This window comes from Yoonia sp. (assembly GCF_017854565.1).
In the GTDB taxonomy this organism is placed as follows: Bacteria; Pseudomonadota; Alphaproteobacteria; order Rhodobacterales; family Rhodobacteraceae; genus Yoonia.
The window spans coordinates 22,991-49,562 of sequence record NZ_JAFMHJ010000018.1 but is presented as its reverse complement, the minus strand read 5'-3'; the positions used below and the strand labels follow the sequence as shown (position 1 = coordinate 49,562).

General features: G+C 59.4%; 25 protein-coding genes and 1 tRNA gene. 18 read left to right on the top strand and 8 right to left on the bottom strand.

Features of this window, described 5'->3' with window-relative positions; translation table 11 throughout:
• Nucleotides 1–35 precede the first annotated feature (35 nt).
• Genes cysS through QZ196_RS09385 form a run of 3 tightly spaced genes read left to right on the top strand, consistent with a single transcriptional unit; the run spans nucleotide 36 to nucleotide 3,852 of the window.
• Nucleotides 36–1,469, top strand: coding sequence for a cysteine--tRNA ligase (gene cysS / locus QZ196_RS09395; protein ID WP_296425783.1), 1,434 nt, complete (start codon nucleotides 36–38; stop codon nucleotides 1,467–1,469).
• Entirely contained in the window at nucleotides 1,469–3,088 is a 1,620-nt protein-coding gene (gene cimA / locus QZ196_RS09390) for a citramalate synthase (RefSeq protein WP_296425781.1), read from the top strand. Before cysS ends, cimA begins: the two co-directional genes overlap by 1 nt.
• Nucleotides 3,085–3,852: a squalene/phytoene synthase family protein gene (locus QZ196_RS09385; protein WP_296425779.1), complete on the top strand. Its 768-nt coding sequence runs from the start codon at nucleotides 3,085–3,087 to the stop codon at nucleotides 3,850–3,852. Before cimA ends, QZ196_RS09385 begins: the two co-directional genes overlap by 4 nt.
• Here QZ196_RS09385 and QZ196_RS09380 read toward each other — a convergent pair.
• From QZ196_RS09380 to cobA, 3 genes are all read right to left on the bottom strand, one after another.
• Entirely contained in the window at nucleotides 3,849–5,066 is a 1,218-nt protein-coding gene (locus QZ196_RS09380) for an MFS transporter (protein ID WP_296425778.1), read from the bottom strand. The two genes, QZ196_RS09385 and QZ196_RS09380, sit on opposite strands and share 4 nt — an antisense overlap.
• Nucleotides 5,067–5,106: 40 nt before the next feature.
• Complete coding sequence (locus tag QZ196_RS09375) at nucleotides 5,107–6,354, bottom strand: cobyrinate a,c-diamide synthase (protein ID WP_296425776.1); 1,248 nt, start codon at nucleotides 6,352–6,354, stop codon at nucleotides 5,107–5,109.
• A gap of 75 nt (nucleotides 6,355–6,429) precedes the next feature.
• A complete protein-coding gene (gene cobA / locus QZ196_RS09370; protein WP_296425775.1) occupies nucleotides 6,430–7,281 on the bottom strand; it encodes a uroporphyrinogen-III C-methyltransferase in 852 nt (283 codons plus the stop codon).
• Nucleotides 7,282–7,378: 97 nt separating this feature from the next.
• Here cobA and QZ196_RS09365 point away from each other — a divergent pair, with 97 nt between their 5' ends.
• The 6 genes from QZ196_RS09365 to QZ196_RS09340 all read left to right on the top strand — a co-directional run bounded on the left by QZ196_RS09365 (nucleotide 7,379) and on the right by QZ196_RS09340 (nucleotide 12,006).
• Nucleotides 7,379–8,425, top strand: coding sequence for a cobalt-precorrin-5B (C(1))-methyltransferase (locus QZ196_RS09365; protein WP_296425773.1), 1,047 nt, complete (start codon nucleotides 7,379–7,381; stop codon nucleotides 8,423–8,425).
• Nucleotides 8,422–9,144: a cobalt-precorrin-6A reductase gene (locus tag QZ196_RS09360; RefSeq protein WP_296425772.1), complete on the top strand. Its 723-nt coding sequence runs from the start codon at nucleotides 8,422–8,424 to the stop codon at nucleotides 9,142–9,144. The genes QZ196_RS09365 and QZ196_RS09360 overlap by 4 nt, the downstream gene beginning before the upstream one ends.
• On the top strand, nucleotides 9,141–9,770 hold the full coding sequence (locus QZ196_RS09355; protein ID WP_296425770.1) for a DNA-3-methyladenine glycosylase 2 family protein: 630 nt from the start codon (nucleotides 9,141–9,143) through the stop codon (nucleotides 9,768–9,770). Before QZ196_RS09360 ends, QZ196_RS09355 begins: the two co-directional genes overlap by 4 nt.
• Entirely contained in the window at nucleotides 9,767–10,435 is a 669-nt protein-coding gene (locus tag QZ196_RS09350; protein WP_296425768.1) for an alpha/beta fold hydrolase, read from the top strand. The genes QZ196_RS09355 and QZ196_RS09350 overlap by 4 nt, the downstream gene beginning before the upstream one ends.
• A 185-nt stretch (nucleotides 10,436–10,620) precedes the next feature.
• Nucleotides 10,621–11,277 (top strand): diguanylate cyclase, encoded by a 657-nt coding sequence (locus tag QZ196_RS09345; protein WP_296425767.1) that lies wholly within the window; start codon nucleotides 10,621–10,623, stop codon nucleotides 11,275–11,277.
• Between the two features lie 141 nt (nucleotides 11,278–11,418).
• Nucleotides 11,419–12,006, top strand: coding sequence for an HNH endonuclease (locus QZ196_RS09340; protein ID WP_296425805.1), 588 nt, complete (start codon nucleotides 11,419–11,421; stop codon nucleotides 12,004–12,006).
• On the opposite strand, the gene QZ196_RS09335 is transcribed toward QZ196_RS09340, so the two are convergent.
• A complete protein-coding gene (locus tag QZ196_RS09335) occupies nucleotides 12,003–13,007 on the bottom strand; it encodes a glycosyltransferase family 10 (RefSeq protein WP_296425764.1) in 1,005 nt (334 codons plus the stop codon). The two genes, QZ196_RS09340 and QZ196_RS09335, sit on opposite strands and share 4 nt — an antisense overlap.
• A gap of 135 nt (nucleotides 13,008–13,142) precedes the next feature.
• Here QZ196_RS09335 and zwf point away from each other — a divergent pair, with 135 nt between their 5' ends.
• The 4 genes from zwf to QZ196_RS09315 are packed head-to-tail and all read left to right on the top strand — an operon-like array spanning nucleotide 13,143 to nucleotide 17,442.
• On the top strand, nucleotides 13,143–14,597 hold the full coding sequence (gene zwf / locus QZ196_RS09330; protein WP_296425760.1) for a glucose-6-phosphate dehydrogenase: 1,455 nt from the start codon (nucleotides 13,143–13,145) through the stop codon (nucleotides 14,595–14,597).
• Between the two features lie 54 nt (nucleotides 14,598–14,651).
• Nucleotides 14,652–15,323, top strand: a complete 672-nt coding sequence (pgl, locus tag QZ196_RS09325) for a 6-phosphogluconolactonase (protein ID WP_296425758.1) — start codon at nucleotides 14,652–14,654, stop codon at nucleotides 15,321–15,323.
• A 3-nt stretch (nucleotides 15,324–15,326) separates the two neighbouring features.
• Nucleotides 15,327–16,925 carry a glucose-6-phosphate isomerase gene (gene pgi, locus QZ196_RS09320; protein ID WP_296425756.1) on the top strand — a complete coding sequence of 533 codons (1,599 nt, stop codon included), beginning with the start codon at nucleotides 15,327–15,329 and terminating at the stop codon, nucleotides 16,923–16,925.
• 58 nt (nucleotides 16,926–16,983) lie between these two features.
• Complete coding sequence (locus QZ196_RS09315) at nucleotides 16,984–17,442, top strand: prepilin peptidase (RefSeq protein ID WP_296425754.1); 459 nt, start codon at nucleotides 16,984–16,986, stop codon at nucleotides 17,440–17,442.
• A 42-nt stretch (nucleotides 17,443–17,484) separates the two neighbouring features.
• Here QZ196_RS09315 and QZ196_RS09310 read toward each other — a convergent pair whose 3' ends face one another.
• Nucleotides 17,485–17,835, bottom strand: a complete 351-nt coding sequence (locus QZ196_RS09310) for a RidA family protein (RefSeq protein ID WP_296425752.1) — start codon at nucleotides 17,833–17,835, stop codon at nucleotides 17,485–17,487.
• Nucleotides 17,836–18,060: 225 nt separating this feature from the next.
• Here QZ196_RS09310 and QZ196_RS09305 point away from each other — a divergent pair, with 225 nt between their 5' ends.
• Nucleotides 18,061–18,237 carry a hypothetical protein gene (locus tag QZ196_RS09305; RefSeq protein WP_296425750.1) on the top strand — a complete coding sequence of 59 codons (177 nt, stop codon included), beginning with the start codon at nucleotides 18,061–18,063 and terminating at the stop codon, nucleotides 18,235–18,237.
• Nucleotides 18,238–18,259: 22 nt separating this feature from the next.
• Here the strand turns inward: QZ196_RS09305 and QZ196_RS09300 are convergent.
• From QZ196_RS09300 to QZ196_RS09290, 3 genes are all read right to left on the bottom strand, one after another.
• Nucleotides 18,260–18,333 (bottom strand) — tRNA-Gly (locus QZ196_RS09300).
• A 104-nt stretch (nucleotides 18,334–18,437) separates the two neighbouring features.
• On the bottom strand, nucleotides 18,438–20,468 hold the full coding sequence (locus QZ196_RS09295) for an ASKHA domain-containing protein (protein ID WP_296425749.1): 2,031 nt from the start codon (nucleotides 20,466–20,468) through the stop codon (nucleotides 18,438–18,440).
• Nucleotides 20,469–20,569: 101 nt separating this feature from the next.
• Nucleotides 20,570–21,256 (bottom strand): hypothetical protein, encoded by a 687-nt coding sequence (locus QZ196_RS09290; protein WP_296425747.1) that lies wholly within the window; start codon nucleotides 21,254–21,256, stop codon nucleotides 20,570–20,572.
• Between the two features lie 120 nt (nucleotides 21,257–21,376).
• Between QZ196_RS09290 and guaB the strand changes: the two genes are divergently transcribed.
• From guaB to QZ196_RS09270, 4 genes are all read left to right on the top strand, one after another.
• Nucleotides 21,377–22,825 carry an IMP dehydrogenase gene (gene guaB, locus QZ196_RS09285; RefSeq protein WP_296425746.1) on the top strand — a complete coding sequence of 483 codons (1,449 nt, stop codon included), beginning with the start codon at nucleotides 21,377–21,379 and terminating at the stop codon, nucleotides 22,823–22,825.
• On the top strand, nucleotides 22,825–22,965 hold the full coding sequence (locus tag QZ196_RS09280) for a hypothetical protein (protein ID WP_296425745.1): 141 nt from the start codon (nucleotides 22,825–22,827) through the stop codon (nucleotides 22,963–22,965). Before guaB ends, QZ196_RS09280 begins: the two co-directional genes overlap by 1 nt.
• Nucleotides 22,962–24,146, top strand: coding sequence for an RsmB/NOP family class I SAM-dependent RNA methyltransferase (locus QZ196_RS09275; protein ID WP_296425744.1), 1,185 nt, complete (start codon nucleotides 22,962–22,964; stop codon nucleotides 24,144–24,146). The genes QZ196_RS09280 and QZ196_RS09275 overlap by 4 nt, the downstream gene beginning before the upstream one ends.
• Nucleotides 24,147–24,273: 127 nt before the next feature.
• The gene (locus QZ196_RS09270; protein WP_296425743.1) at nucleotides 24,274–26,571 is read left to right on the top strand and encodes an ATP-binding protein; all 2,298 of its coding nucleotides are present in this window, start codon (nucleotides 24,274–24,276) and stop codon (nucleotides 26,569–26,571) included.
• Nucleotide 26,572: the final 1 nt, after the last annotated feature.

Genomic DNA, 26,572 nt, shown 5'->3' with positions numbered 1-26,572 from the left:
TAAGCCCGCCGGCGAAACCCCGTGCGTGAGGCATTATGACCAATATCCGGCTCCAGAATACGAAAACCCGCAAACGCGAGGATTTCTTCCCCATCGATTCTACCAATGTGCGGATGTATCTGTGCGGGCCCACCGTCTATGATCGGGCGCATTTGGGCAACGCGCGCAATGTCTTGGTGTTTGACGTGCTGTTTCGTTTGCTGCGCCATGTCTATGGGCCGGATCATGTGGCCTATGTGCGCAATTTCACCGATGTCGATGACAAGATTAACGCACGTGCCGCCGAAACGGGCCGCGCCATCGGTGACATCACGGCCGAGACGATCGGGTGGTACCATGACGACATGGATGCGCTGGGGGCAATGCGCCCAACGCACGAGCCGCGCGCGACCGACTATATTGCGCAAATGGTGGCGATGATTGGTGATCTGATCACCAAGGGGCATGCCTATCACGCCGAAGGTCACGTACTTTTCGCTGTGGAAAGCTATGAAAACTATGGCGCGCTGTCGGGGCGGTCGATTGATGACATGCTCGCTGGCGCCAGGGTCGAGGTGGCACCCTACAAACGCAATCCGATGGACTTTGTCATGTGGAAGCCATCGGGTGACGGCGTGCCCGGCTGGGACAGCCCGTGGGGTTATGGGCGGCCCGGGTGGCATATCGAATGCTCTGCCATGGCGTTCGAACTGCTGGGTGCGACGTTTGACATTCATGGCGGCGGCAACGACCTGATGTTTCCGCATCATGAAAATGAGATCGCGCAATCCGCCTGTGCGCATCCCGATGGCGGATTTGCGCGCTATTGGATTCACAATGAAATGCTGCAGGTCGAGGGCAAGAAGATGTCCAAGTCCTTGGGCAACTTCTTTACGATCCGCGACCTTCTTGATCAGGGAATCCCGGGTGCGGTGATCCGCCTTGTCATTCTGGGCACGCATTACAGCAAGACGATGGACTGGACCGAAGCCCGCCGCGCCGAGGCCGACGGCACGCTGCGCAAATGGTACGGGATCTTGCATGGGCACGGCTTTGGCCCTGATCTGATCCGCGCGCTCAAAGCGGATGGAAAATGGCAGGCAGACACAGAATTTCTGGGCGTGCTGGCAAATGATCTTAACACCTATGGCGCCTTGGCGCGGCTGCATGTCTTGTCCAAGGGCAAGACAGCAGGGGCGTTGGCGGGATTTGCACACGGTCTTGAAATGCTCGGACTTGTCAAGGATTGGGCCGCAATCCCGATGTTTGATGGCGCAGAGGCCGGACCGTCGGTGGCCCCGGCCATCGCGGCACGGGTTGATGCGCTTTTGGCGCAACGGGCTGCGGCGCGCGCGGCGCGTGATTTTGATGCCGCTGACCGGGTGCGTGATATTCTGACGGCGGCAGGGGTGCAGGTGACGGACGTGGGCGGACAGGCGACTTGGGTGCCGGGGCCAGACTTTGATGCCGCTATGCTGGGTGATATGTAATGGCAAAAGAACGTCTGTATCTTTTCGACACGACGCTGCGTGATGGCGCGCAAACGCAGGGCGTCCAGTTTTCGGCCAAGGAAAAGCATCAGATCGCGGCAGTGCTGGATGGTTTGGGGGTCGATTATATCGAAGGCGGTTGGCCCGGCGCCAACCCCACCGATACTGAGTTTTTTGCCGATGAACCGCAAACCCGTGCGACGATGACCGCCTTTGGGATGACCAAACGGCTGGGCCGGTCTGCGGAAAATGACGATGTGCTTGCCGCGGTTATGAATGCGGGCACGCCTGCGGTGTGTCTTGTGGGCAAGAGCCATGAATTTCATGTCACCACGGCGCTGGGGATCACGCTGGACGAAAACCTTGAAAATCTGCGCGCCAGCTTTGCGCATATTACCGCAACGGGCCGCGAGGGGCTGTTTGATGCCGAACATTTCTTTGATGGCTACAAGGCCAATCCGGACTATGCGCTGGCATGCATCCATGCCGTCTACAATGCCGGGGCGCGTTGGATCGTGCTATGTGACACCAACGGCGGGACCTTGCCGCATGAAGTAAGCAGGATCGTAACGCAGGTGATTGCCAGCGGTATTCCCGGCGATCATCTGGCGATCCACACCCACAACGATACCGAAAACGCGGTGGCCAATTCACTGGCGGCGGTCTTGGCCGGTGCCCGACAGATACAAGGGACGCTGAACGGCTTGGGTGAACGCTGCGGCAATGCCAATCTGACAACGCTTATTCCGACATTATTGCTGAAGGAGCCGTTTGCCAGCCGATTTGAAACGGGCGTCACGCCTGAAGCATTGAAAGGGCTACGCAAAGCATCACGCCTTTTGGATGACATCCTAAACCGTGTACCCGCCAAACAGGCACCCTATGTCGGTGCATCCGCCTTTGCGCATAAATCGGGTTTGCATGCCTCGGCGATTGCAAAAGACCCCAGCACGTACGAGCACGTGGACCCCGCCACGGTGGGCAATACGCGGATTGTGCCAATGTCGAACCAAGCGGGGCAATCGAACCTCAAGGCGCGTCTGGCCGATGCCGGACTGGACGTCGAAGTGGGCGACCCGGCCCTGGCCCGCATTGTAGAGCGGATCAAGGAAAAAGAAGCGCAGGGGTATTCCTATGACACCGCGCAGGCAAGTTTTGAGCTGCTGGCCCGCGAAGAATTAGGCCTGATGCCGGCATTCTTTGAGGTGAAACGCTACCGGGTGACCGTTGAACGTCGCCGCAACAAGCGTGGCAAGATGGTATCGCTGTCCGAAGCGGTCGTTGTGACCAAAGTGCGCGGCGAAAAGTTCCTTAACGTCAGCGAAAGCCAAGGACCCGACGGGCAGGATCAGGGTCCGGTGAACGCGCTTTCGCGTGCGCTGGCCAAAGATCTTGGGCCTTATCAGGACATCATTGATGATATGCAGCTGGTCGATTTCAAGGTCCGCATCACCAATGGCGGCACCGAAGCTGTGACCCGCGTGATTATCGACAGCGAAGACGGGCAGGGCCGCCGCTGGGCCACGGTGGGCGTCAGCGCCAACATCGTCGATGCGTCGTTTGACGCGCTGGTCGATGCGATTAATTGGAAACTTATCCGGGACGGAGCCAAAGCGTGAGTTTTGACGCCTGCGCTACCCTTGTTCACAAGGCCGACCCCGAGCGGTTTCGTGCCACCATGGCCACCCCCGTTGCTGCGCGGCGCGTTTTGTTTCCGCTCTATGCCTTCAATATCGAGGTGGCGCGCGCCCCGTGGGTGACCCAAGAACCGATGATCGCCGAGATGCGATTGCAGTGGTGGCGTGATGCGCTGGAAGAAGTTGCAACCGGCGGTTCGGTGCGCAAGCACGAGGTTGTCGATGCCTTGACCGATGTGCTGGATGCCGAGGGCGCCAAATTGCTTGATGGTCTGGTCGCGGCCCGGCGTTGGGATGTCTACAAGGATGCGTTTGAAAATGCCGCGCATTTTGATGACTACATCAACGCGACCTCTGGCCATTTGATGTGGACAGCAGCACGTTTGCTGGGTTCCGCAGACGAAGCAGTCGTGCGTGATTTTGCCTATGGGGTCGGCGTCAGCAACCTGTTCCGTGCGATCCCGCTGCTTGAGGGTCGTGGGCGTAAGCCGCTGGTGGATGGGTCGCTGGCCGGTGTCGCAGCATTGGCGCGGGCCGCGCAGACCCGGCTGGATGCGGGTCGCAACGCGCGCCGGTCGGTTTCGAAATTGGCGGGTGCTGCGTTGTTTGCAGGCTATGCTGCGCGCCCGATGTTACGCCGTGTGATCAAGGACCCGGCGGTTGTCGCACAGGATGCGGTGGCGGTGTCGCCTTTTGCAGATAGTTGCCGCTTGCTACATGTGTCGTTGCGGGGCTGGTGGGTTTAGACCGCGACGCGCGGTTGCCGCACCAGCCAGATCAACGCGCCGCCCGCCAGCACCAGAAACGGCACCATCGCAAGGTTGACCGCGTTCCAGCCTTCGACCGGGGTCCCGCCTGAGCAGTTCATCAGCCCGCCTGACGCAAGCGACGCGACGGTGACCATGCCAAACACGATCATGTCATTCATGCCCTGTACCACGCCGCGTTCCTCTGGCCGATGCGCGCCTGCAAGCATGGTGGTGGCGCCGATAAAGCCAAAGTTCCAGCCAAAACCAAGTAATATTAGTGCCGCGAAGAAGTTGGTGATTGTCACGCCCGACAAAGCCACGGCGCCAGCCGTTGCAAGGATCACCAGCCCCGCCGAGATGATCCGTTCCGCGCCAAACCGCGCAATCAGATGCCCGGTGAAAAACGACGGCACAAACATCGCCAGCACATGCGCAGAGACGATGTCGTTGGCATTGTTCTTGGTAAAGCCGCAACCGATGACGGCCAGCGGTGTGGACGTCATGACAAGATTCATCAGCGCATAAGACACCATACCGCAGATGATCGCCACGACGATCCGTGGATCACGCAGCAACTCGGCGCGGCTACGCGCGATCTTGGCCGCTGTTGTTTTCGGCTCAGAGCGGGTGCCTTTGGGCAAGTCCAGCCAGAGAAACAGCAACATACCGACCAGATTGAGGATCGCTACGGCAAGGTAAGTGCCTAAAAACGGCACGACAAAAGCGTCTTGAACCAGCTTGTTCAACTGTGGTCCGATGATAGCGGATAATAATCCACCCGCCATGACATATGAAATCGCCTTGGGGCGGAATGCGTCCGACGCGGTATCGGTGGCGGCAAAGCGGTAGAAACCTTGCGCCGACATATAAATGCCAGTCAGATAGGACCCCGCTAAAAGCACTGCGAATGAGCCGATGTAAAGCCCATAGGCCGAAATCAGCGCGCCGACAGCCCCGGCAATAGCGCCGATAAAAAAGCCAAAGCGACGGCCGTTTCGCTGCATCAACGGGCTTAGCCACGGTGCGGTCGTCATCGAACCGAAGACGATGAACGAAATCGGCAATGTCGCAAGACAGGGGTTACTGGCCAACATGCCGCCCGCCAGCCCGCCGATCACGAAGATCATCGGCATCTGAGCCCCAAGGATCGCCTGGGCCATGACCAGAACAGCTACATTGCGCCGCGCGCGGGTATCATCGGTATATGTCATGTCGCATCGGTAGCGTCGGTTTCGGCCACTGGCAATGGTCTTACATGCGGTCGATGATATGCGCGAACGAGCCGGACACGCGGCCGTCGATCAACCCCATATCGGGCAGGGTGGCCCCGGCGGCATCCTTGGCGAGAAACAGCGGCGTGCCGCTGGCCCGGACGGTTGTGGCATAGTGAAACTCATGTGCTGTCCAATGCCCGGCGAAAGGTCCCGCGCTTGCGACGATGCTGCGATAGCCCAAGTGGCGTTTGCGTATTGCAAACGACGTGTCCAGCGCCAGAAGGCCCGCCATACGGTGGACGGTGCCTGATGCATCGGTCAACGTGTCACCAAGCACCATGTAGCCGCCACATTCGCCGTAAATCATGGCGGTGCTGCGGCGCAGGCTGGCATGAAATACATCATTTGCGGCCAGCTGTGCGGCGTGCAGTTCGGGATATCCGCCGGGCAGGTAAATCAGGTCTGCGTCCGGTGCGGATTCATTTGCCAAGGGCGAAAAGACCGCAACCTCGGCGCCGGCCGTTCGCCAGTCCTGTAGGATATGCGGATAGCAAAAGGCGAATGCCGCGTCCCGCGCGACCGCAATCCGCTGCGCGGGCGGTGGTTGGGGCGTTACCGCGCAATGAGAGAGCGCGCCGCCGTGCAGGCCCATCAATGCGTCAACGTCGACGGTATCGCGGACCAATGACGCGGCCCCGTTCAGATAGGTTTCCAGATCAGGCCGCTCTTGGGCCTGCACCAGCCCCAGATGCCGCGATGGATGATGCAGATCGCCCCGGCGCGGTATTGCCCCGAATATGGTCACATCCGCAAGCGCGCGGCGCAGCATGTCTTCGTGCCGTGGCGAGCCGACGTTGTTAAGGATGACCCCCGCGATGTTGACCGATGCGTCGTGATTGATGAAGCCATGGACAAGGGGCGCAATTGATCCCGCCATCTTGCCTGCATCGACGACAAGGACGACCGGCAGGTTCAGTATGCGCGCGAGATCGGCGGTGGCACCTTTGCCATCGGGCGGTGCGCCGTCGAACAGCCCCATCGCGCCTTCGATGATCAGCGGAGTATCACCCGCAGCGCGTGATTTGATCTGGTCGGGGTGCATCGCCCATGCGTCGAGATTGATACAGGGTTGCCCACAGGCGGCGGCGTGAAATTGCGGGTCGATATAGTCGGGGCCGGATTTGGCAGCGCGCACCGGGGTCACCTGGCTGATGGCGCGCAGCAAACCCAGGGTCACCGTGGTCTTGCCGCTGCCCGATGCCGGGGCGGCAATGATAAAGCTCATCGGGGGTGGCGGAGTGCGGATGCCTCCGGCGGGAGTATTTTGGGACAAAAGAAAATGCATGTTGCGCGCATCGGATCAGGCAGTTTCGGCAGGGCGGCCGCGCCCGAGTGGGTCGAGGTTGCGCGGCGCTTCGCCGGCGGCCTGACCTTGCCAGTCGAGGACTTGCCGCATCAGCACCGATTGTCCCACGCAGATGATCGCCGGCGGTTCCAATTCCGCAGCGGCAATGTCGTCGACGATCGTACCAAGGGTGGTTTCGAGGACCTGTTGGTGTGCCGTGGTCGCGGTGGTGACGACGGCCACAGGTTCATGCAGACTGCGCCCCGCAGCGATGAGTTTGGCTGCAATCTGGGCGATATGCTTCATGCCCATATAGATCACGATGACTTGGCTGCCGCGCGAAATGCTGGTCCAGTCGAGCGATCCGGGGGTGTTTCCCGATTGGTCGTGGCCTGTCACAAAGGTGACGGATTGATTGACGTCGCGGTGGGTGACCGGAATCCCCGCATAGGCCAGTCCGCCAATTCCTGCACTGATCCCCGGAATAATGCGAATCGGAATGCCATGTTGAACCAGCGTCTGCGCCTCTTCGCCGCCGCGCCCAAAGACGAACGGGTCGCCACCTTTGAGACGCAGCACTTTTTTGCCCGCCCGTGCCAAATCCACCAGCCGGAGCGAGATATCGCGCTGTTTGGCTGAGGGTTTGCCGCCGCGTTTGCCAGCATAGATCCGTTCGGCCTGTGGTGCCCAGTCAAGGATCGCTTCTTGCACAAGTGCGTCGTAAATCACCACATCCGCCTGTCGCAGTGCATTGGCGGCATGCAGCGTCAACAGTCCCGGATCGCCCGGGCCGGCACCGCACAGCCAAACCCAGCCGGGTTGCATTTGGGGCCATGCGTGGACCGGAAGGGGGACTTGTGGACTCATCGTTTCTTTATGCCGCTGAATCGATTGTTTGGAAAGGTGACAAACGACCCAAGAATGCGGATTGGCGGCATGGCCGGGCGCGCCTATAGTCGGACCGATGATCAGGAAGCCAACAGGAGAATTGCGCCGCGGCTGGACCACGGGCGCTTGCGCGACCGCAGCCACCAAGGCGGCGTTGATGCGGCTGTGGGGCGATGCCTTTCCCGCTGAGGTAGAGATCGTTCTGCCCCGGGGCGAGACGCCGGTGTTCGCGCTTGCCTTGGCGGAAGCCGGAGATGGCTGGGCGCGGGTCGGCATCACAAAGGACGCAGGCGATGATCCGGACGTGACCCATGGTGCGCTGATTGTCGTGACCGTTGCCGCAGCGTCAGGGGGCGGGGTCGTGTTTCGTGCAGGGGCTGGCGTCGGCACGGTGACAAGGCCGGGGTTGCCAATCGGCGTCGGCGAACCGGCAATCAATCCCGTGCCGCGTCAGATGATGCAGGCCGTCGTGGCCGATATGGCCGCGCTGTTCGGTCAAACACCCGACGTGACCATTGAGGTATCCATTCCCGGCGGGCAGGAAATCGCGCTCAAGACCTGGAATCCACGTTTGGGGATTGTCGGCGGGCTGTCCATCCTTGGCACGACAGGGGTGGTGCGGCCTTTCAGCTGCGCAGCTTGGATCGCGTCGATCCATCGCGGCATTGATGTGGCGCGTGCTGCGGGGCTGACCCATGTGGCGGGTTGTACCGGTGCCACGTCCGAACGGGTTGTGCAGGCGCTGTATTCCCTGCCTGATCATGCGATGCTGGACATGGGCGATTTTGCTGGCGGGATGCTGAAGTATCTGGCGAAACATCCGGTGCCCCGCGTGACCATCGGCGGTGGGATCGGCAAGATTACCAAGCTGGCACAGGGCGCGATGGATTTGCATTCGGGACGCTCGCAGGTGAATTTTGCAGCCTTGGCAGAGATGATGGGTAACCCCCGGCTTGCCGCAGCAAACACGGCGCTGGAGGCCTATGAAATTGCCGGAACCCCGCTGGCAGAGGCGGTCGTCGCTGCGGCAATGCGCAGACTGCAACAGCGTTTTGGGGGCGTCGTATTCGACGTGGTCGTGATTGACCGGGCTGGCAACATATTGGCGAGGGCCGGGGGATGACATTGCTGCTGCTGGCAGGTTCAGGGGATGCCCGCCGGGTTGCGCAGGGGTTGGTTGGGTGCGAAATCATCGCGTCTCTGGCCGGTGCGACGCGCACGCCGGACCCCTTGCCGGTGCCGACCCGCATAGGCGGATTTGGCGGCGAGACAGGGTTTCGGCAGTTTGTCGCAGAGGCCGGGATCACCGCAGTCCTGGATGTCACCCATCCTTATGCTGTGCGTATCACAGCGCGCACGGCGGCCGTATGTCGCGATTTGGGCTTGCCGTTCTTGCAACTGCTCCGCCCAGTGTGGGTGCCGGAGCCGGGTGACCGCTGGACCGAGATCGCGCGGGAGGAGGACGCCGCAGCCCTGATCGACCCAGATGCCACCGTTTTTCTGGGCACGGGGCGGCAAACGCTCGAACACTTTGTCAATCTGCAAGGGCGGCGCGTCATCTGCCGTCAGATTGACCCGCCCGACGGCCCGTTCCCGTTTGCGGGCGGAGAATTTCTTGTTGGGCGGCCGCCTTTTTCGGTCGAAGACGAGGTCGCGTTGTTCGATCGGCTGGGCGTTGACTGGCTGATCGTCAAGAATGCCGGCGGTGCGGCCAGTCGGTCCAAGCTGACAGCGGCGCGCATTCTCGAGATACCGGTATTGATGCTGGCCCGACCGCCGTGTGGGGATTGGCCGCAGGTCGCAACCGTGAACGCCGCACTGGATTGGGTGCGTGCCCTGTGATCGAACGGGTGATCACAGGCGATGCTTGTATCGCTGAAGGTGCTCAATGGCTTTGCACGCGCGAGCCGCGTTTCGCGCGTGCCATGGACGGTTTGCCGGTCTTGCCTTTGAGGCTGAAACCTGACGGCTTCGCCGAATTGCTGAACGCAATGGTCAGCCAGCAGGTCAGCGTCGCGTCGGCCAATGCGATTTGGCGGCGGATGGTTGCGGCGGGTATGGTCGAACCGGGGCCGATCAAAGCGGCGTCCGAGCAAGAGCTGAAGGCCTTGGGGCTAAGCCGCCAAAAGGTGCGCTATGCGCAGGCGCTTGCTGCTGCCGGGATCGACTATGACGGCTTGCGGCAAATGCCGACAGACGATGTGCGCAGGACGTTGATCGCTGTGCCCGGTATTGGCAGTTGGACGGCTGAAGTTTATACCATGTTCGCGTTGGGGCGGGCCGACGTCTTTGCGCCCGGTGATCTGGCATTGCAGGAGGCGGCAAAGCTGATATTTGATCTGCCGCAGCGGCCCACGGACCGCGTGTTGCGCACGATGGCGGCGAACTGGGCGCCTTGGCGGTCGGTTGCAGCCCGGATCATGTGGGCCTACTACAAGCACATCAAACAACGGGAAGGCATCAGATGACACGAGGATTACAGGCGCAGCGGCGCGAACCGGTTTCGGGCGAAATTCGGTCCTGCGTTGTGTTCTTGCATGGCTATGGGGCCAATGCGGCCGATCTTATCGGACTGGCAGATCCGTTGGCCGAACACCTGCCCGATACGCTGTTTATCGCGCCTGACGCGCCCGAAGACTGCGCCGGATCGCCAATGGGTTTTCAGTGGTTCCCAATCCCGTGGATCGACGGATCAAGCGAGGAAGAAAGCCGCGCGGGGCTGGAACGCGCAGCTGCTGATCTGGATGCATTTCTGGATGGCATCATGGTCGACGAAGACCTGCTGCCAGAACAGGTCATCGTGCTGGGCTTTAGTCAAGGCACCATGATGGCGCTGCATGTGGTGCCCCGCCGCGAAGACCCGATTGCCGGACTTGTTGCGATTTCAGGGCGCCTGCTGCAGCCCGAACTACTGGTCGATGAGGTGGTCAGCCGTCCTGCGGTTCTTTTGATCCACGGCGATCAGGATGATGTGGTGCCGCCCCAATCGCTGCCAGAGGCCGCGACTGCGTTGGAAGCGGCGGGTTGGCAAGAGGTATTTGGCCATGTCATGAAGGGCACCGGTCACGGTATTGCGCCCGATGGCCTATCGGTCGCGCTGGCATTCATGCGTGAACGGCTCGGCCAGGAATAAGCGGTTTGGACGCGCGTGATGCAGGCGATGATCGAGGGGCGTATTTCGTGCGTTAATGAAATTGTCACTTCTGCCGGGCGATAAAAAGCAATGCAGCCCGCCCGTAATTTCTGTGAGTCCCCCCCCATTTGTGTCCTTCATCGCTCGTTCGACGTATTGCCCCGCAGAGTGCCGTTGGATGGGCCGTGCGTCTTGCCGTGATACTTGCGCTTGGTGTCGCGGTTTGCATCACGGCAGATATTTTGCTGGGGGGGCGTCCGGTGGGGCCTGTCTGGCATGACATGCAGCCTGTCGCGCTTGTCGGGCTTCCCTTGGCGACGGGTTTGTTGTGGGCGGTCAGGCGCTTGGATGCGCTGCAACGCCGCATTGACCAGATCGGCAAGACTGATCCCCTGACAGGGTTGTATAATCGACGCACATTTTTGGACCGGACCCTGCGGGCACTGCCACAAAGCGGTATGCTTTTGATGCTGGATATTGATCACTTCAAGGCCGTGAATTTGTGCAGAGGGCACCAGATAGGCGACCTGTGTCTGATGGCATTGGCGCAGCGGTTTCGTGAACTGACCTGCGATACCGATATTCTCGGTCGCTTGGACGGTGCCGTGTTTGCGATTTACCTGCCCGGCGCCCCTGTCGAGCTTGGCCGCGACATCGGTGACCGGCTTAGCGAGGGGTTGTCGATTGTCGCGGACTGCCGCCTGCTACAGGCGACAATTTCTGTGGGGGCCGTGGTCGCCGATGGCCGAACCCCGCTGCGCGATGCAGACATCATGCTGGAACGGGCCAAATTGCAGGGCCGTGCCCGGATGATCCTGCAAGATACGCCGATTGCTGCCTGATGTGGCATCTGTGGCCCGGCTTTTTCGCCGCATATCGTGGGGCTTGTCACATTTCTGACGCGATATATAGTGTTCATCAAGACGACTGCGGGAACGCCGCGTTTGCACAGTTCCCGCGACCTGTCGTGTGGGATGAAAGATATGACGCAAGCAGACTTTAGAACTGAATTTGTGCGCGCAGCGGGTGCACTGAAACACTACCCGGCACTGGTGCTGAATGCGGACTATCGTCCGCTGTCGTACTACCCGTTGTCACTCTGGCCCTGGCAAGAGGCGATAAAGGCGGCCTGGCTGGATCGTGTCGATATTGTCAGTGAATACCAAGAGGTCGTGCGCAGCCCGTCCACGGTCATTCGTATTCCGTCCGTTGTTGTCCTCAAGGATTACGTCAAGCCGCAAAAGCAGGTCGCCTTTACCCGGTTCAATCTGTTTTTGCGGGACGAATTCTCCTGCCAGTACTGCGGCGCAAAGGGCGATCTGACCTTTGATCATGTCGTGCCGCGTGCCAGCGGTGGCGTGACAAGCTGGGAAAATGTCGTCGCAGCCTGCTCGCCATGCAATCTGCGCAAGGGGTCGCGGTCTTTGCGGCAGTCGGGCATGGCGTTGTCCAAACCGCCCCGTCGCCCGGCATCAGAGCAATTACATAACGTCGGGCGTAAATTCCCGCCTAACCATCTGCACGACAGCTGGCTGGACTATCTGTATTGGGATGCCGAACTGGAGGCCTAGAACCTGAACCATCGCTGGCTTTGCCATGAAAAACGATTCAGCCGCTGATGGAAATCCCCGATCCGCCCGGTCGCCGCACGTCGCCGCGCGCCGTCCTTGGGCCTGCTGATGATATCACACAAGAATGCCTCAAGGGCTGGCAGATGAATGTCGCCCTGCTGCTGGCCCAACGGCATCGGGTGCGCGTTTACCATTTGCAGATATGCGTCGTCATCAGCATCCAGACGCAATACTTCGTCTACAATGTCATCCATGGACCTGAAATCATGGCCATTTATAAAGGCTGCGGGATTGAAATCTTCTGCGGCACGCGGATTGCCCAAGTAGATTGGCACACAGCGTGCCGCCAATGGTTCCATCAATTTTTCGGTCGTATAGCCGGGATGGCCCGAGTTTTCGAAGGCGATATTAAACTTGTACTGACCAAGAAGTTTTCGTTTGGCTGCGGGCCCGGTCAATCCCTCGATCCGCTGCAGGTCATCCAATGCTGTGCTGTTGCGCAGGTGGCGGCCAGTCGAATCGGCGGGTTTACGTGCGTTCAACCGCGCAAACATGTCGTCTCTTTCGGGCATGGCGCGCGCGTTCGAGACCGTGAAATTGCAAAAGCGGTGCTTTTTCCCACGGTCTTCATGGCTCAGGGGTGCGCGCGCATCCCACAGGCTATGATATGCGTCATAGAACGCAAACAAGGGGACGCGCAGGTAGCGATCACCAAAGGATAAGTGGTCAAAGCCGATGCCGTAGTCGCAGAAGTTCAGATCCGGCAACAGGTTCTCGGATGTAAACATGATGCTGATAGCGTCCGGATGGCGATAATGTTCGGCGGTGACGCGGCAATCCTTGTTGCCTGCCGATTCCGAAAAAACCGAGCAAATCAGATAATCAGGGGCGTCGGATGTCAAAATGACGTCAAAGTTTTTGGCGATCAGCCGGTAGAAAACGCTACGCTTCGGCTCAAAGCCCGGCCAGAAATCGGAAAAGTGTAGTCTGATCTGTTTCATTGTGGCCCGCTTTTTGACATCTATTACCGCGTGGCGGTCTTTTGATGAAGTGCAAACATTGTAGACATGTGGCAAAATATGCAGTAGCCAGCCGTTGTTAGCGCTAACCTATGTATTTGCAAAGCGGAGGAAACGATGGTTTCTCGCGTCATTCCGGTCGAAACATTTGATCTTGTGATCTTTGGTGGGACGGGCGATCTGGCCCGGCGCAAGATTTTGCCAGGCCTGTTTCGCAGGTTTCGTGCGGGGCAAATGCCCCAGGATGCCCGGATCATCGGTGCTGCCCGATCAGATATGGACACAGCCGGATATCGCGCGATGATAGCAGAGGCCGTCGCCGAATTTGGCGGCGAAGAATCTTACGATAATAATGGTTTGTCGGCCTTTCTTGATCGTCTTTACTATGTGGCGATTGATGCAAAGGGTGACGGTGGCTGGTCGGAACTGGCGGCGTTGGTGCGGCAAGACGTCGTGCAAGCGTTCTACTTTTCGGTGGCGCCATCGCTGTTTGGCGACTTGGCTGAAAGGTTGCACAGGCATGCAATCGCGAATCCGCACAGCCGCATCGTGGTCGAAAAGCCGTTTGGCCGCGATCTGCAAAGTGCCCGTGCGCTGAACGCCACGCTGGCCGCGCATTTTGACGAAAGCCAAATCTACCGGATTGACCATTACCTGGGCAAGGAAACGGTGCAGAACCTGATGGCGGTGCGGTTTGGCAACGTCCTGTTCGAGCCGCTTTGGAACAACCATTACGTCGATCATATTCAGATCACAGTCGCCGAAACGGTCGGCGTCGGGGGGCGGGGTGCCTATTATGACAAATCTGGCGCGATGCGCGATATGGTGCAAAACCACCTGATGCAACTGCTGTGCCTGATCGCGATGGAGCCCCCCAGCCAGTTCGGCGCGGATGAGGTGCGCGACGAAAAGCTAAAAGTTATCAGGGCGTTGCAAGGCGTAGATCATCACCACATCATCCGTGGCCAATATGATGCAGGCCCCGACGGCCCAAGTTACCGTGATGATGCAGAGGACCCGCGCAGCTTTACCGAAAGCTTTATCGCGATGCGCTGTCATATCGCCAACTGGCGGTGGGCGGGCGTGCCGTTTTATTTGCGGACAGGCAAGCGGATGAAATCGCGCGCATCCGAAATTGCCGTGGTATTCAAGGACCTTGGCCATTCGATCTTTGAAGGTGACGAGGCGCGGCACCGCAATATCCTGTCGATCCGCCTGCAGCCAAACGAAGGCATGGATTTGCAGGTGACGATCAAGGAACCCGGCCCGGGGGGCATGCGTCTGATTGATGTGCCGCTCGATATGACCTTTGCCGATGCGTTGGGCGACGACGTCGAAGACGTCACCGACGCCTACGAGCGGCTGATCATGGACGTGATCCGCGGCAACCAGACCCTGTTCATGCGCGGTGACGAGGTCGAGGCGGCGTGGGCCTGGACCGATCCGCTGATCAAAAGCTGGGAAACGCGCGGCGATGTGCCCAAGCATTATGATTCAGGATCAAATGGGCCTGAAGATGCGATGATGCTGATGCACCGCGACGGTCGGAAGTGGCGTGACATCAGGGGCTGATTTTGCCACGGTCAGGACACTGCGCACTGACATATCACTACGGGGGAACGGGCGATGAAAGTCATCGAATATCCAGATGCAGAAATGATGATGATGATTCTGGCAGATACGCTGGCCGGAGAATTGAAGACCTGCCTTCTGACGCATGATCATGCCTCATTTGCCGTGCCGGGCGGTACGACACCGGGGCCTATTTTTGATTCCCTGTGTGGCGTTGATCTGGATTGGAGCCGGGTCCACGTCATGCTGACCGATGAACGCTGGGTCCCCGAAAGCTCTGCGCGATCCAACACACGCCTGCTGCGCCAACGCTTGCTGGTCAATAAGGCGGCGTCTGCGTATTACGTGCCGCTTTATGCCGACGCGGACACACCCGAAGAAAAGTTGCCGGAATTGGCCGCAGCACTGACACCAGAGCTGCCGCTGTCGCTGGTTTTGCTTGGCATGGGGGCGGATATGCACACCGCATCAATTTTTCCGGGCGCCGATCAGCTTGATCTGGCTTTGCACGGCGATGTCCGCCTGGTCGCCATGCGCGCGCCGGGCGCACCAGAGCCGCGCGTCACGCTGTCTGCGGCAGTGCTGAACGATGCAATCAGCCGTCATATTGTAATTGTCGGGGGTGAAAAGCGCGCGGCGCTTGAACGTGCCCAAAGTCTTACCCCCGAAGAGGCGCCTGTGGCGGCTGTTTTGAATGGGTCAATCGTACACTGGGCGGAGCGTTGAGCGATGTGGAATGACCTGAAAAAACATCATGCGCAGGTGGGGCATCGCAGGTTTGAAACCTTGCTTGACGGCGCACGTGCGGCTGATTTTTCGGCGCAGGCAGGTGATATGCTACTGGATTACGCCAAGACCAATATTGATGCGACGGGCCGCGCCTTGCTGTTTGATCTGCTCGCGCAGACCGGCGTTGCCGCCAAGCGTGATGCAATGTTCGCCGGTGCGCCGATCAACGAAACCGAAGGCCGCGCGGTGCTTCACACGGCGTTGCGCAACCTCGATGGCGGTCCGGTGGTCGTGGACGGCGTGGATGTGATGCCGGAGGTATTGCAGACACTGGACAGGATGGCGGCCTTTGCTGCGGCGGTCCGCGATGGTCGGTTCGCCGGGCAGGGCGGCAAGATTACGGATGTGATCAATATTGGCATTGGCGGCTCTGATCTGGGTCCCGCAATGGCCACGCTTGCATTGGCCCCGTATCACGACGGGCCGCGCTGTCATTTCGTCAGCAATGTGGACCCTGCCGATATTGCGGGTGTGTTGCGTGGCTGTGATCCAACGACGACATTGGTGATCGTCGCCTCCAAGACATTCACCACCATTGAAACCATGACCAATGCGCGCACGGCGCAGGCTTGGATGGGGCAAACGGTCCGCGATACCGGGGCGCAGTTTGCGGCCCTGTCGACGGCTGCAGACAAGACTGCGGATTTCGGTATTGATCCATCACGCGTCTTTGGTTTCGCGGATTGGGTTGGCGGACGCTATTCGATGTGGGGCCCGATTGGTCTGTCGCTGATGATTGCGATCGGCCCGGATGCGTTTCGCGCGTTCTTGCGCGGCGCACAGGCAATGGATGTGCATTTCAAGAGCGCGGCGTGGCATGAAAACCTGCCCGCACTACTGGCGTTGGTGGGCATATGGCACAATCAGGTTTGTGGACATGCGACGCGCGCTGTACTGCCTTATGACAATCTTCTCAGCCGCTTACCGGCCTATCTTCAACAGTTGGAGATGGAAAGCAACGGCAAGGGCGTCAACATGGACGGCGCCGATCTGACTGTGCCCTCCGGCCCTGTCGTTTGGGGCGAACCGGGGACCAATGGCCAGCATGCGTTCTATCAGCTGATCCATCAGGGCACCCGCGTGGTCCCTTGCGAGTTTCTGGTGGCTGCACGCGGCCACGAGGATGATTTACACCATCAGCACCAGTTGCTGGTCGCCAATTGTCTGGCCCAGTCCGAGGCATTGATGCGCGGTCGCGATCTGAATGCGGCGCGCGCCAAACTGGCGGGTAAATTCACCGGTGCCGAACTGGACCGCCAGGCCAGGCACCGCGTCTTTCCCGGCAACCGGCCCTCGGTGACGATCGCGTATCCGCAGCTGACGCCATTTGTGCTGGGCCAGATCATCTGCCTTTATGAACATCGCGTTTTTGTCGAAGGTGTGGTGCTGGGCATCAACTCGTATGACCAGTGGGGTGTGGAACTGGGCAAAGAGCTTGCGACCGCCCTTCAACCTGTTGTCGAGGGCGTGCAGGGGACGCAGGATAAAGATGGCTCAACTGCCGCACTTGTTGGTTTTCTGCAGCGCGCCGGGGTGTAGTCGGGCGGTCGGTTTGACATAAGCAACGGTGTGGACCCGCAAAAAGGAAAGACCCAAGATGATTGCGCACTATGTTCCCTTTGCAATCGGTGCAATTTTGATAGCCGCGATCGTGATCGAACTGCGGACAGGACGCATTCCGAACTGGCTGACCTTGTTGCCGTTCATCGCGTTTATCGGTGTCGCGGCGACGACGCCTGACAAGGCCGCTCTTGGCTGGCAGTTGGGGTTGGCCGCTGCCGTCTTCGCTGTCGGTATCTTGCTTTTTGTTTTTGGGGGTTTTGGTGCCGGCGCTGTCAAACTTATGGCGGGTCTTGCACTTTTTGTCCCATTGGACAAAGGCGGTTATGCGTTGATCGTCTTTGGCGCGACCTTGTTTGTCGGGACGTTCGTGATGATCAATCTGCGCAGAATGGTGGGGTCACCCGACAGCAATTGGAACGTGCTGGCGAAAAATGTCCTCCCCATGAGCGTCCCAATCGGGCTGGCCGGGCTCGCGGCGCTGTTCTGGTTGTGACCGCAGCCAAGCCGTAAGGTGGGTTTTAACCCACCCTGCGGTTTAGATGGCTGCAGTAACGATAATTTCCACATGGTAATCTGGCGTGGCCAACTTGGCCTCTCCGGTCCAGCGCGCAGGTGCGTGCCCCTCAGGTACCCAAGCATCCCATGCTGCGTTCATCTCAGCAAATTGGGTGCCGATATCGGACAGCCAAATCTGCGCGGTCAACAGCCGGGTCTTATTGGTGCCCGATTCGGCCAGAAGAGCATCAATTTTCGACAAAATATCAGCAGTTTGCCCTGTAATTGAGGCACCGGGAACGCCAACCTGTCCTGCAAGGTAGGCGATGTTGTTGTGAACAACGCATTGGCTCATCCGTGGACCAGTGTGAAGGCGGGTGATATCAGGCATAGTCATCTCCGGTTGTTGCTAAATACGGCGTATATGTGATGAAGAACGTGATATGTTCAATTGCCAATCCACAACCGGCGCTGCATTAGCGAAAGAAGATGACAGGAACCTAACAATTCATCAAAATTTTTCACATTTGACTGTCCTTTTGTACACAATCACCAAATCGCCTAATATAAGCCCAAAATCGTGTTGATGACGGACGCATTGATAAGGAAAGAAAACATGTCGGAGCAATCAATGGCAAGATCATCAAATGATGCGGCCAAAGCGTTTTATGGCCAAAGCGAAGCCGCCTTTGCGGAACATATCAAGCAGCTTGGCGCGGTGGATCCACGTTTAATCAAAGCATTCGAGAGGACGCGAGAGACCTTTCTCAAGAACACCTCAAGATTTCAGTAGTCACTGAACTGACAGGAGGTGCTGGAGCGGGTAACGGGAATCGAACCCGTAACTGAAGCTTGGGAAGCTTTCGTGATACCTTTTCACCATACCCGCATCGCATGTCATGATGTAGGGAATGTCTGACGGGCGGTCAATTGGATATCGCGCATGAACCCGATAACTCTTGGGGCATGATATCGCACTTGATCGCCCGACGGTTAAGTGCGCCGCCGCCGCCGCCCGGTTCTGTCACCCGCAGTGTTGTGGTTCACCTTTGGCAGGTCCACGATGCTGTTAAGGATCGGGAACGGTTCGACCGCATTGGGAATGTTCGACGCATTCACAAAGTGTTCCTGAAATCGCGGCTCGATCGCGGTTTCGATCTTATGGATCCTGTGGACGGTTTCTTCGATTTCACGCCGCGCGTCGGTGTTCAGCAGCGCAATCCGCGCGCCAGTGCCGGCAGCATTGCCCGCGCTGGTCACTTTATCCAAAGGCGCGTCGGGTATCATGCCCAGCACCATGGCATGCAACGGGCTGATGTGCGCGCCGAACGCGCCCGCCAGAACGACCCGGTCCACCTTATCCACGCCGAATTTATCCATCAGCAGCCGGGCCCCGGAATACAGTGCCGCCTTGGCCATCTGGATCTGCCGGATGTCGGTGTTTGTCACCGTGATCAGGGGCCCACCGTCGGCTGTGCCGTCATAAAGCAAATACGAATTGGTGCGCCCATCGGCAAAGCAATTGGGCGATCCGGTCTGCGCGGCCGACCCGATCAGGCCGGGACCATCCACGATCCCTGCGATGCGCATTTCCGCGACCACTTCGATGATGCCGGACCCGCAGATCCCGGTGATGCCCGTCTGCGCAATGGCGGTGTCGAACCCGTCTTCGTCCGACCACACATCGCTTCCGATGACTTGGAATCGGGGGCGTTTTGTGACTGAATCAATGCGGACATGTTCGATGGCGCCGGGTGCGGCGCGCTGGCCGCTGCTGATCTGCGCGCCCTCAAATGCCGGGCCGGTGGGGGATGAACAGGCAAGCACCTTTTCGCGGTTCCCCAATAAAATCTCGGCATTGGTGCCAACATCGACGATCAAGACAAGGTCTTCGGATTTGTCCGGTGCCTCCGACAGGGCGACTGCGGCGGCGTCTGCGCCGACGTGGCCCGCGATGCACGGCAGCAGATACACACGTGCCGCAGGGTGCAGGTTCAGATCCAATTCCGTTGCGCGCAATGACAGGCTTTCGGATGTGGCCAGCGCGAATGGCGCCTGACCCAACTCATAGGCGTCAATTCCAAGGAAAAGGTGGTGCATCACCGGGTTGCAGACAAAAACGGCGTCAACGATCAAATTGCCATCAATTCCGGCTTCTTCGGCGATTTGCACAAAAAGCGCGGTCATGCCTTCGCGCACCGCGGCGGTCATTTCGGCCGCACCTGTCGGGTTCATCATACCATAGCTGACGCGGCTCATCAGATCCTCGCCAAAGCGGATTTGCGGGTTCATGATGCCCGAAGACGCGATGACTTCGCCTGATTGCAGGTCACACAGGTGGGCCGCAATCGTGGTCGATCCAAGGTCCACGGCAAGGCCGTAGATCGTGCCTTCGTAAAAACCGGGCCAGACATGGATGATCCGGGGACTAAACACCGCATCGCCATGATGCACGGCAACGGTGACTTTCCAGCCGCCTTTGCGCAGGGCAGGTTGCAGGGTCCGCAACACACCCAAATCTGCCTCAAGGGGGGGCAGGTCCCAATCCCGGCGCAGCGCGATAATCAAACGCTCCAGATCGCCAGACGGGTCGTGCATGTCAGGCTCGGCCACTTCGACGTAATACAGCCGTGTCGATGGATTCATGACGATGTCGCGCGCCTCGGCGCGTTTGCGCACGACTTGTTTATGCACCTGGCTTTCGGCGGGCACATCAATCACCACATCGCCCTGCACGGTTGCCTGACATCCCAAACGGCGGCCTTTTTTCAGCCCCCGCTTGTCGTCGTATCGCGCCTCAACGCTGTTCCACGGCGACAATGCGTCATCGGCAACGGTCACGCCATGCTTTGAGAATTCCCCATAAGATGGCGTGATTTGGCATTTCGAACAAATCCCCCGACCGCCGCAGACACTGTCAAGATCAACGCCCAACTGCCTTGCGGCGGTCAAAACCGGGGTCCCGACGGGGAACCGGCCACGCTTGCCGGATGGGGTGAAAATAACGAGTGGATCAGTGCTCATATCAGGTGCCTGTGCTTGTTGCGCCGAACATAGCTGGGATGCCGGCAGAGGGAAGACCCGAACCCGTCATAATGACTATGTGAAACGTCATGTTTTCGCGGTCATTCCAGAACGGTCGTCCCCAGCAGCCAAACGGCAAGCGGGACGGGCAGGGTGGCCAGCGCAACCGTCAGCAGGGTCAGCCCGGTCTGAAACAGCCGGCTTAGCCCCGTGGCCATCATGATCCCGCCACCGCCGCCAATAGCGATATTGCCCGGAATGTTGATCAGAAGGGCCAGCGTGACATAGCGGTAGCGTACCAGAAACGGCGCCAGCCAATTGGGCAAACGGTCATTCAATGTCGCAAGCCGCTGGTCGCTTGGTCTGTTTTCGATCCGCTGCAGCACGGCTGACAGCCGGAACAAATACAGGTCTTCGCAGGTCTTGATCAGCCAGTTCAGCGCAACGTATTGCCCCGTCAGAAACGCGAGCGACATGCCAGACAGGGTTGCCAGATAGACGAAGGGCGCAGCACTTGCCCCTTCGATCACCAAGATTGCGATGCCAATCTCGACCCCCGGCACAAATGGTATAGCGATCAACAGCGCGTAACCGACCAGAACCGTCGCGATCAGCCCCGTCATCGCGCGGGCTGCGGCGCTCGCTTCCAGCAGGGCAATGCGCGTCGTCAGGGCATCCAGCCCCAGTTTGACCAGCAAAGCCACCGCCAACACAACGGCAAGCCGCAGTGCCGTCCGCAGCACGGCGTGCCGTCTTGGCGCATTATCGGGCGTGTAATCGTGTTTCATGGCGCACCTTGCTGCTTGCCTGCGTCCGCCGCAAGTGATGTTTTACACGTTTTGGTCTTTCAGCGCAGCCATATCCATGCGATAGCGCGGTGCCAACGAAGCTACCATTGGAGACGGTTGATGGAAATTCGCGAGGCGCTTACCTTTGATGATGTTTTACTGGTGCCGGGGGCGTCAAGTGTCCTGCCATCGACGGCGGATACACGCACGCGCGTGACCAATGCGATCAGGATGAACATCCCGCTTTTGTCCAGCGCCATGGACACCGTGACCGAAAGCAAAATGGCCATTGCGATGGCGCAGGCCGGCGGCATCGGTGTGGTCCACAAGAACCTCAGCATCGACGAACAGGCCAAGGAAATTCGCCGGGTAAAACGCTTTGTGTCCGGCACGGTTTACAGTCCTGTCACGCTGCGCCCCGATCAGACGCTGGCCGACGCCAAGGTGCTGATGGACCGCTACCGGATTACCGGCTTTCCGGTCGTGGGCGAGGGCGGCAAGGTCATTGGCATTGTGACCAACCGCGATATGCGTTTTGCGCAGGATGACGCGACGCCTGTCAGTGTGATGATGACCACGGATAATCTTGCCATCCTGCACGAACCTGCCGACCTCGACGAGGCGCGGTCGCTGATGCAAGCGCGGCGGATCGAAAAGCTGCTGATCACGGATGGCAAGGGCAAGCTGACGGGGCTGCTGACGCTTAAAGACAGCGAACAGGCCGTGCTGAACCCGATGGCGTGCAAGGACGGCTTGGGAAGGCTGCGTGTTGCTGCGGCCTCCGGCGTGGGTGATGCAGGTTATGAACGCAGCGCGGCTCTGGTCGAAGCGGGTGTCGACATGATCGTGATTGATACTGCCCATGGTCATTCCGAAGGTGTGGCCCGCGCCGTGGAACGTGCCAAGATGCTGTCGAATGACGTGCAGATCATGGCAGGCAACATCGCAACTTCCGAGGCGGCGCGCGCGCTGATCGGGTCGGGTGCGGATGCGGTCAAGGTCGGCATCGGCCCCGGATCAATCTGCACGACGCGCATGGTGGCAGGGGTCGGCGTGCCACAACTGACCGCGATCATGGATTGTGCCGCCGGTGCGGGCGATGTGCCGGTGATTGCGGACGGCGGCATCAAATTCTCTGGCGATTTCGCCAAGGCGATTGCTGCGGGCGCGTCCTGTGCCATGGTCGGCTCGATGATCGCGGGCACCGACGAAAGCCCCGGCGAGGTGATCTTGTATCAGGGCCGGTCCTTCAAATCCTATCGCGGAATGGGCAGCCTCGGCGCCATGGCCAGCGGCTCGGCTGATCGGTATTTCCAAAAAGAAGCCGCCAGTGACAAGCTGGTGCCAGAGGGTATCGAGGGGCAGGTTCCTTATAAAGGTTCGGCTCATGCTGTCATCCACCAGCTGGTGGGCGGTTTGCGCGCGGCGATGGGCTATACTGGGAATGCCACGATTGATGAGATGCGCAAGAATTGCAGCTTTGTGAAAATCACTGGCGCGGGCCTGAAGGAAAGCCATGTGCACGACGTGCAGATCACCCGCGAAAGCCCCAACTACCGGATCGGCTGATGAACGGCGTCGCACAAGATCGGGCTGGCGCGGTCAAGGTGGTCTGCCTGACCGCTGGCGTCGGCCCGGTGTCGGCAAGCCGGATCGCGGCATTGCATCCGGTGTCTGCCGGCGTGGCATATCGCCGGGTAGCACTGTGACCCCCGGCGCGCGGGTTGCCGCAGCCATTGGCGTTCTCGATGACATTCTGCATGGTGCGCCTGCGGAACGGGCACTGACCGGCTGGGCGCGGGGCAGCCGATTTGCCGGTTCCAAAGATCGCGCAGCCGTTCGCGATCACGTGTTCGACGTGTTGCGCGCCAAACGATCACTTGCCGCGCGCGGTGGTGCGATGACGGGGCGGGCGCTGATGTTGGCGCTTGCCATGCGCGATGGGCTGGATATTGCGGCGCTATTTCACGGTGAAGGCCACGCGCCGCAGCCCATGTCGGACGCCGAGCGTGATCACCTTGCCACCTCCCCCGCCATGACCCTCGCCGAGGCGCATGACATACCCGAATGGTTGTGGCCGCTGTGGCTCGACAGCCTTGGTGACAATGCCCAAACGGCGGCGGCTGCACAGCAAACCCGCGCGGATGTCTATTTGCGGGTTAATCGCACGCGCGGGACGGTCACGGACGCGATCGCCACGCTCGCGGCCGACGATATCACCGCCGTGGCCCATCCGTCGGTGCCCTTTTGCCTGCGCGTGACGGGCAACACCCGCCGGATCAAAAACGCAGGCGCCTATGTGGACGGGCTGGTCGAACTACAGGACGCCGCCTCGCAATTCGCGGTGTCGGCAGTGCCGGTTCCCCCCGGTGGCCGCATTCTGGACTATTGCGCCGGTGGCGGCGGAAAGGCGCTGGCCTTTGCTGATCAGCATGGCGCACAGGTTTTTGCCCACGATATCGCGCCGCGCCGCATGAAGGATTTGCCGGTCCGCGCCGCGCGCGCGCAGGTGCATGTCGCGCAATTGCAAACCGCAGTCTTACCCCAGGCACCGCTGTTTGACGTGGTGTTTTGCGACGCACCCTGCAGCGGGAGCGGGACATGGCGCCGCACACCGGACGCAAAATGGCGCCTGACCGTCGATGATCTGGCCGCGCTGCATGACACACAAGATCAGGTCATCAGCGCTGCGGCACGTTTGGTCGGCGCATCCGGCATGTTGGTTTATGCCACCTGCTCGGTGTTGGAACACGAAAACGACGCGGTCGTTGCGCGGTTTCGTGCGGCACACTCCGGTTGGCGGGTCGTTGCCACGCATCACCTGTTGCCGGGGCCTGACTGGGACGGCTTTTTCATGTGCTGTATGGCCTGTGACGAAATCAATCTATGATTGCATTAGGTATTGGGCTATTCAGGGATTAATGGTTAGTTAATCCTTGGTGGGCTACTGCTGAGTGGATGAGTAATGAGGTTCGGTCGTGCCCGTAGATCAGTCTTTTGAGATAGATAGTGGCGTAATGCCGAAACGACGACCATCGCTGTCGCTGCGCCTGTTGCTGATTGGCCTGCTCTGTATCGGCGCAGCCGCTATCGCAACGTCAGCACCTCTGCGCCTTGGACTGACCGTCGGGGGCGCGACGTTGATGCTCTTTGGGGCGGGGATTTTGATAAAGCCGATGCTGTCCAATTTGCGCAGCACCCGGTTAGACGCGGTTGCGATGACACTGATTGCGCATGACTCCGACACTGCGTTTCTGACCGGGATTGACGGTCTCGTGCGTTATGCCAATCCGCTGGCGACCGATCGGTTCGGATCCTGCATTGGGCAACCTCTGAACACCGTGCTTCATGCGGTGCTGGCCAACCCAGAGGGGGTTTTGCTCCGTTTGCAACAGCGCGTCATGGCCGACGGCGGTGCCAAAGAAGACATCATTACATGCAACGGGCGCTTTCGGCTGGGCGTTTCGAACGTGGACAAAGGCTACTTTCTATGGCGGCTTTACGATCTTGGCGATGGGGCCAAACCGTCACAGGCATCGGATGCGCATATTCTGCCGCATCTGACGGCGGATCAAAATGGCGCGGTTCTCCGTATGAACGACGCTTTTCGCACCATGCTCGGCCGACGCCCCGCGTCCCTGTCAGAGGTGTTTGACGACCTGCCGCTGCGGTCTGGTCATGTACATACCATGCGCGCCGCCGCTGGCCGGATTCGGGCCGTGGTCGCTGAAACCGACGGTCCCACTGGCACCAAAGAGATATTTCTTCTGCCCGGCAATGCCGCACAAAACACGCCGCGGTCTTACGGCGCTGGCTGGGATGCGATCGAGGATTTGCCGGTGCCCTTGATGAAAGTCGCCCGCACCGGTGACGTTCTTGCTTCAAACCGCGAGGCGCGACAGTTGCTCAACATCGCATGTACCGAGGGCAAGAGGATGGCCGACATGCTTGATGGTTTAGGTCGTCCGATCAACGACTGGCTCCGTGAGGCGTCAGAAGGGCGCGGTGGTCATATCTCGCAGTTCCTGCGCGGTCGCGGCGAAAATCAGGATACATTTGTGCAAGTTACGTTGAATATCTCCGACGATTCCGCAGACTCGCATCTGATCGCCGTGCTGAACGATGTGACGGAATTGAAAACGCTCGAAGCGCAGTTCGTCCAAAGTCAAAAGATGCAGGCGATCGGCCAGTTGGCAGGTGGCGTTGCGCATGATTTCAACAACCTGTTAACCGCAATTTCAGGCCATTGTGACCTGCTGCTGCTGCGCCACGATGAGGGTGATCAAAACTATTGCGACCTTATCCAGATTCATCAAAACGCAAATCGCGCGGCAAGCCTTGTGGGCCAGCTATTGGCATTTTCACGCAAGCAAAACCTCCAGCCCGAGATCATTGACCTGCGCGATACCTTATCTGACCTCACACATTTGCTGAACCGGCTTGTCGGCGAAAAGGTGACGCTGTCATTGCACCACGATCCGGCTCTGGCGCAGATCAAAGCCGATAAGCGGCAGCTTGAGCAGGTCCTGATGAATCTGGTGGTCAATGCACGCGATGCAATGCCAGCCGGGGGCGAGATTGAAGTCGTGACCGAAAATCTGGTGCTGAAATCGCAGATGGTGAAAGATCGGGCCGTGGTGCCGCCGGGAGAATATGTGGTTGTCAAAGTCATTGACGCCGGACACGGAATTCCGCCAGAAAAACTACCCAAGATTTTTGAGCCATTCTACACGACAAAGCGTACCGGCGAAGGCACCGGATTGGGTCTGTCGACCGCCTATGGGATTGTGAAACAGACGGGCGGCTATATTTTCGCGGAAAGCGAAGTGGGCGCAGGGACCCAGTTTTCGTTACTGTTTCCTAGCTATGATCTGCCGGTGGCAGAACCGCTGGAAATCTCCAGAGCTGGGCCGGAACTGATGAGCAGCAAGGCAGACGGTGTCGTCCTGCTGGTCGAGGATGAAGCCCCCGTGCGCGCCTTCGCATCGCGGGCCTTGCGGTTGCGCGGTTATACAGTGCTCGAGGCGGATTGCGCGGAGGCCGCGCTTTATCTCTTGGCGGACCCTGATCTGAGCGTGGACATATTCGTGACCGATGTGATCATGCCCGGCAAGGATGGGCCGACGTGGGTACGTGAAGCGCTCATCCATCGGCCTGATACCAAAGTCGTCTTTGTATCGGGCTACGCCGAGGACGCATTCGGCGACGATCAATCCCGTATTCCCAATTCTGTTTTTCTGCCAAAACCGTTTTCTCTCAATGCGTTGACCCAGACAGTTCAGGGCCAGCTCCAATCACGCACGGTTATCCACTAGC

What these genes read in the sequence shown, in the direction of transcription:
- pgl (WP_296425758.1), top strand. Translation starts at nt 14,652, where the DNA reads ATGAAAGTCATCGAATATCCAGATGCAGAAATGATGATGATGATTCTG.
- QZ196_RS09310 (WP_296425752.1), bottom strand. Translation starts at nt 17,835, where the DNA reads ATGCCTGATATCACCCGCCTTCACACTGGTCCACGGATGAGCCAATGC.
- QZ196_RS09315 (WP_296425754.1), top strand. Translation starts at nt 16,984, where the DNA reads ATGATTGCGCACTATGTTCCCTTTGCAATCGGTGCAATTTTGATAGCC.
- QZ196_RS09375 (WP_296425776.1), bottom strand. Translation starts at nt 6,354, where the DNA reads ATGAGCTTTATCATTGCCGCCCCGGCATCGGGCAGCGGCAAGACCACG.
- guaB (WP_296425746.1), top strand. Translation starts at nt 21,377, where the DNA reads ATGGAAATTCGCGAGGCGCTTACCTTTGATGATGTTTTACTGGTGCCG.
- cobA (WP_296425775.1), bottom strand. Translation starts at nt 7,281, where the DNA reads ATGAGTCCACAAGTCCCCCTTCCGGTCCACGCATGGCCCCAAATGCAA.
- QZ196_RS09295 (WP_296425749.1), bottom strand. Translation starts at nt 20,468, where the DNA reads ATGAGCACTGATCCACTCGTTATTTTCACCCCATCCGGCAAGCGTGGC.
- QZ196_RS09350 (WP_296425768.1), top strand. Translation starts at nt 9,767, where the DNA reads ATGACACGAGGATTACAGGCGCAGCGGCGCGAACCGGTTTCGGGCGAA.
- QZ196_RS09340 (WP_296425805.1), top strand. Translation starts at nt 11,419, where the DNA reads ATGACGCAAGCAGACTTTAGAACTGAATTTGTGCGCGCAGCGGGTGCA.
- QZ196_RS09335 (WP_296425764.1), bottom strand. Translation starts at nt 13,007, where the DNA reads ATGAAACAGATCAGACTACACTTTTCCGATTTCTGGCCGGGCTTTGAG.
- QZ196_RS09290 (WP_296425747.1), bottom strand. Translation starts at nt 21,256, where the DNA reads ATGAAACACGATTACACGCCCGATAATGCGCCAAGACGGCACGCCGTG.
- QZ196_RS09365 (WP_296425773.1), top strand. Translation starts at nt 7,379, where the DNA reads ATGATCAGGAAGCCAACAGGAGAATTGCGCCGCGGCTGGACCACGGGC.
- zwf (WP_296425760.1), top strand. Translation starts at nt 13,143, where the DNA reads ATGGTTTCTCGCGTCATTCCGGTCGAAACATTTGATCTTGTGATCTTT.
- QZ196_RS09380 (WP_296425778.1), bottom strand. Translation starts at nt 5,066, where the DNA reads ATGACATATACCGATGATACCCGCGCGCGGCGCAATGTAGCTGTTCTG.
- cimA (WP_296425781.1), top strand. Translation starts at nt 1,469, where the DNA reads ATGGCAAAAGAACGTCTGTATCTTTTCGACACGACGCTGCGTGATGGC.
- cysS (WP_296425783.1), top strand. Translation starts at nt 36, where the DNA reads ATGACCAATATCCGGCTCCAGAATACGAAAACCCGCAAACGCGAGGAT.
- QZ196_RS09360 (WP_296425772.1), top strand. Translation starts at nt 8,422, where the DNA reads ATGACATTGCTGCTGCTGGCAGGTTCAGGGGATGCCCGCCGGGTTGCG.
- QZ196_RS09280 (WP_296425745.1), top strand. Translation starts at nt 22,825, where the DNA reads ATGAACGGCGTCGCACAAGATCGGGCTGGCGCGGTCAAGGTGGTCTGC.
- QZ196_RS09270 (WP_296425743.1), top strand. Translation starts at nt 24,274, where the DNA reads ATGCCGAAACGACGACCATCGCTGTCGCTGCGCCTGTTGCTGATTGGC.
- pgi (WP_296425756.1), top strand. Translation starts at nt 15,327, where the DNA reads ATGTGGAATGACCTGAAAAAACATCATGCGCAGGTGGGGCATCGCAGG.
- QZ196_RS09305 (WP_296425750.1), top strand. Translation starts at nt 18,061, where the DNA reads ATGTCGGAGCAATCAATGGCAAGATCATCAAATGATGCGGCCAAAGCG.